At 73.8% G+C, this 4,906-nt stretch carries 3 protein-coding genes; 2 read left to right on the top strand and 1 reads right to left on the bottom strand.

The features are described from left to right. Positions 1-110: 110 nt before the first annotated feature. The gene (pepN, locus tag ACFXAZ_RS10130) at positions 111-2,720 is read right to left on the bottom strand and encodes an aminopeptidase N (protein WP_384587276.1); all 2,610 of its coding nucleotides are present in this window, start codon (positions 2,718-2,720) and stop codon (positions 111-113) included. Between the two features lie 112 nt (positions 2,721-2,832). Here pepN and ACFXAZ_RS10125 point away from each other — a divergent pair, with 112 nt between their 5' ends. Further along, positions 2,833-3,330, top strand: coding sequence for a DUF1203 domain-containing protein (locus ACFXAZ_RS10125; protein ID WP_384587274.1), 498 nt, complete (start codon positions 2,833-2,835; stop codon positions 3,328-3,330). A gap of 235 nt (positions 3,331-3,565) precedes the next feature. Next, positions 3,566-4,906 (top strand): MFS transporter (locus tag ACFXAZ_RS10120; RefSeq protein WP_384587272.1); only part of this gene is annotated, 1,341 nt, incomplete at its 3' end.

The raw sequence follows: 4,906 nt of genomic DNA, 5'->3' as shown, positions 1-4,906 counted from the left end.
GACGGGGGGGGGGGGGGGGGGGGGGGGGGGGGGGGGGGGCGCCCCCCCCCGGGGGGGGGGGGGGGGGGCGCCCCCGGGCCCCCCCCCCCCTCACCCGGTCCGCCGCGCGGCTAGCGCGCCGCTCCGTCCGCCGCCTGCGCCCGCAGGGCCCGCTCCACGCCCGCCCGGGACTCCGACACCAGTCGCCGCAGCGCGGCGTTCGGCTCGGCGCGTGCCAGCCAGGCGTCCGTGGTGTCCAGGGTCGCCTGGGCCACCTGCACCGCCGGGTAGAGGCCGACGGCGATCTGCTGGGCCATCTCGTGGGAGCGGGAGTCCCACACCCCCTTGAGCACCTCGAAGTACTTCTCGGTGTACGGCGCCAGCAGCTCGCGCTGGTCGGTCTGCACGAAGCCGACGATCACCGCCTCCTGCACGGCGTTCGGGAGCTTGTCGGACTCCACGACCGACGCCCACGCCTCCGCCTTGGCCTCCGGCGTGGGACGCGCGGCGCGCGCGATGGCCGCGTGGCGCTCACCGGCGGCGGTGCGGTCCCGCTGGTACTCGCCGGCGATCTCCGTCTCCTGGTAGCGCCCGACCGCCGCGAGCCGCTGCACGAACGCCCAGCGCAGCTCGGTGTCCACCGCCAGGCCCTCGATCGTCCGGGTGCCCTCCAGCAGGGCCTCCAGCAGATCCAGCTGCTCCGGGGTGCGCGCGGTGCCCGCGAACGCCCGCGCCCAGGCCAGCTGGTGGTCACCGCCCGCCTCCGCCGCCCGCAGATGCGCGAGCGTGGCGTCGGTCCAGCGGGTCAGCAGCGCCTCGCGCGCGGCCGGGTCGGCGTACAGGTCGATCGCCAGCTTCACCTGCCGCTGGAGCGACTGCACCACCCCGATGTCGGACTCCTTGCCGATCCCGGACAGCACCAGCGACAGATAGTCGCGGGCGGCCAGCTCGGCGTCCCGGGTCATGTCCCACGCCGACGCCCAGGACAGCGCGCGCGGCAGCGAGTCCGCGAAGTCGCCCAGGTGCTCGGTGACGTAGGCCAGCGACTGCTCGTCCAGGCGGACCTTGGCGTACGACAGGTCGTCGTCGTTGAGCAGGATCACCGCCGGGCGCCGCTTTCCGGTCAGCTCCGGTACGGCCGTCAGCTCGCCGTCGACATCCAGCTCGACGCGCTCCACGCGCACCAGCTTGCCGCTCGCCTCGTCACGGTCGTACAGGCCGACCGCGATCCGGTGCGGGCGCAGCACCGGCTCGCCCTTGGCGCCGGCCGGGAGCGCCGGGGCCTCCTGGCGCACCGCGAAGGAGGTGATCACCCCGTCCGCGTCCGTCTCGATCGCCGGGCGCAGGACGTTGATCCCGGCGGTCTGGAGCCACAGCCTCGACCAGGTGCTCAAGTCACGCCCCGAGGTCTCCTCCAGCGCGCCCAGCAGGTCCGACAGCCGGGTGTTGCCGTAGGCGTGACGCTTGAAGTACGCCTGGACACCGCTGAAGAACGCGTCCATGCCGACGTACGCCACGAGCTGCTTGAGCACCGAGGCGCCCTTGGCGTAGGTGATGCCGTCGAAGTTGACCAGGACGTCGTCCAGGTCACCGATCTCGGCCATGATCGGGTGCGTGGAGGGCAGCTGGTCCTGCCGGTACGCCCAGGTCTTCATGGAGTTCGCGAACGACGTCCACGCGTGTGGCCAGCGCGAGCCGGGCGCGTACGCCTGGCAGGCGATGGAGGTGTACGTGGCGAACGACTCGTTCAGCCACAGGTCGTTCCACCACTCCATGGTGACCAGGTCGCCGAACCACATGTGGGCCAGCTCGTGCAGGATCGTCTCGGCACGCATCTCGTACGCCGCGTCCGTCACCTTCGACCGGAACACGTACTGGTCGCGGATGGTCACCGCGCCCGCGTTCTCCATCGCGCCCGCGTTGAACTCCGGCACGAACAGCTGGTCGTACTTCTTGAACGGGTACGCGTAGTCGAACTTCTCCTGGAACCAGTCGAAGCCCTGCCGGGTGACCTCGAAGATCGCGTCCGAGTCCAGGTGCTCGGCCAGCGACGGCCGGCAGTAGATGCCCAGCGGCACCGACTGCCCGTCCTTCTCGTACACGCTGTGCACGGAGTGGTACGGGCCAACGATCAGCGCGGTGATGTACGACGAGATCCGCGGCGTCGGCTCGAAGACCCAGACATCGTCCTGCGGCTCGGGCGTCGGCGAGTTGGAGATGACGGTCCAGCCGCTCGGCGCCTTCACGGTGAACTGGAAGGTCGCCTTCAGGTCCGGCTGCTCGAAGGACGCGAACACCCGGCGGGCGTCCGGCACCTCGAACTGGGTGTAGAGGTACGCCTGGTCGTCCACCGGGTCGACGAAGCGGTGCAGCCCCTCGCCGGTATTGGTGTACGCGCAGTCCGCGACCACCCGCAGCACATTCGGGCCCGCGTGCAGCCCCGCCAGCGCGATCCGCGAGTCCTTGAAGACCTCGTCCGCATCGAGCGCGTCGCCGTTCAGCGTGACCTCGTGGACCGCCGGGGCCACCAGGTCGATGAAGGACTCCGCCCCGGCCTCGGCGACGTCGAAGCGCACGGTGGTGACCGACCGGTAGGTGCCGCCCCCGCTCCCGGACTCACCGGAGCCGGCGGAACCCCCATCCTGCGCGCCGGAAAGGTCGAGCTCGATCTCGTAAGAGCCGACGGTGAGCAGCTTCGCGCGCTGCTGCGCCTCTTCGCGAGTCAGGTTTGTGCCAGGCACGCGGTCATCTCCTCGTTTTGTGTCGTTCGTGCCATCCTTCCATGTCACCCGCGTCGAACGCGATGTCCAAAACCCGCCGGTAACCGGGTCCCGGCAGGGTGACGCTGGGAGCATGACGACGACCTTCACGGCCCGCCCGATCGAGCCCACCGTCCTGAAAGAACTGCGCGCCACCGACGACGCCGGACACCCCCTGACCCCCGTCCGCGACGAGCAGGGCGGCGCCCCGCTGCGCTGCTGTCTGCGCCGCAGCCGCCCCGGCGAGCTGATCGCCCTGGTCGCCTACGCCCCGCTGCGCCGCTGGGCCGCGGGCACCGGCGCCCACCCCGGCGCCTACGACGAACAGGGCCCGGTGTTCATCCACGCCGAGGACTGCGCGGGACCCGACCGCGACGGCCCGGCGTTCACCAACTCCCACCGGGTCGTGCGCCGCTACTCGGCCGCCGGACGCATCCTCGGCGGACGCCTGATCGCCCCCGACCACGAGGACGCCACCCCGGCGGCGTTCGACGAGGCGTTCGAGGAGGCGTTCGAGGACCCGGAGGTGGCGCTCGTCCATGTGCGGGCGGTGGAGTACGGGTGCTACCTGTACGAGGTACGGCGGCCGTAGCGGGGGAGCGGGGGTGGTACGGCCGCCGTAGCGGGTGGTACGGCCACGGGGCGCGGTACCGATATCCGGTAGGGGATGCGGGTACCGCGGGCGGGCCGCACCACGGAACACTCCCGTTCACCCACGTCCCTCCCGGTCACCCGCGCACCTCCCCGGCCCGACCGATGCGCCCCGCGCGGGCAAGGAGAGGGAAATCTCCGTTGTTCCCGGCGCGATCACGCCGAATCGTGGAGGCATGTCGTCCACGACTCCCGCGGCCACCGCCCCGGAACCCGCCGCCACCCCCCTCGCCGCCCGCCCTCGCGCCGCCGTCCTCGCTCTCGCCGCCGCCACCTTCTCCGTGGTCACCGCCGAGATGCTGCCCGTCGGACTGCTCACCTCGCTCGGCACCGACCTGGGGGTGTCCGCCGGGACCGCCGGTCTGGCCCTCACCCTGCCCGGTCTGGTCGCCGCGCTCGCCGCCCCGCTGCTGCCGGTCGCCGTGCGTGGCGCGGACCGGCGGACCGTACTGTGCGTGCTGCTGCTCCTGCTCGCCGCCGCCGATCTGCTGTGCGCGCTCGCCTGGAACTTCACCGTCCTGCTGATCGCCCGCGCGCTCGTCGGGGTGTGCATCGGCGGGGTGTGGGCGGTGGCCGCCGGGCTCGCCGTACGGATCGTGCCGTCGGCCGCGGTCGGCCGGGCCACCGCCGTGATCTTCAGCGGGATCGCGGTGGCGTCCGTGCTCGGGGTGCCCGCGGGCACCTTTCTGGGCGCCCTGGCGGGCTGGCGGTGGGCGTTCGCCGCGCTGGCCGTGCTCGCCCTCGCCGTGGCCGCGCTGCTGGCCCGAGCCCTGCCGCCGCTGCCCGCCGAACGCCCGATACGGTTCGCCACCGTCGCCGCGCTGCTGCGCGCCCCCGCGATCCGGCGCGGGATGCTCGCCGTCGCGCTGCTGATCACCGGCCACTTCGCCGCGTACACCTACATCCGCCCGGTGCTGGAGCGGATCCCCGGCACCGGCGCGGGGGAGATCAGCGTGCTGCTGCTCGGCTACGGGCTCGCGGGCGTCGCCGGGAACTTCGCCGTCGGCACGCGGGCCGCCCGCGCCCCGAGCCGGGCCCTGCTGCTGCTCGCCGCCGTCATCGGCACCGCCGTCGTCCTGCTGGTCCCGGCCGACGGCACGGCCGCCGGGTCCGCCGCCCTGCTGATCGTCTGGGGGCTGGCGTACGGCGGTGTCTCGGTCTCCGCCCAGCACTGGCTGACGGCCGCCGCGCCCCACGCCCGGGAAGCGGCGTCGGGGCTGTTCGCCGGGGTGTTCAACACCGCCATAGCGCTGGGCGCCTTCGGCGGCGGCCGGGTGGTGGACGGCCCGGACCCGTCCGGCGTGCTGCTGCTGGGCGGCGCGGCGGCGCTGCTGGCGCTCCCGGCGGTGGCGTGGGCGGGGCGGGCGGCCCGGGACAGGCGGGGAGTCGTGGCCGGGGGGACGGAAGCGCCGGGGGAGACGCGAGCGGCCGGGGGCACGGAAGCGGCCGGGGACGACACGGAGAAGGGGGGGGGGGGGGGGGGCGCGGGGGGGGGGGCGCCCCACGGCGCGGGGGCG

The sequence above is a fragment of the Streptomyces sp. NPDC059477 genome, from assembly GCF_042749375.1.
GTDB lineage: Bacteria > Actinomycetota > Actinomycetes > Streptomycetales > Streptomycetaceae > Streptomyces.
This window is presented reverse-complemented; position numbering and strand designations above follow the sequence as displayed.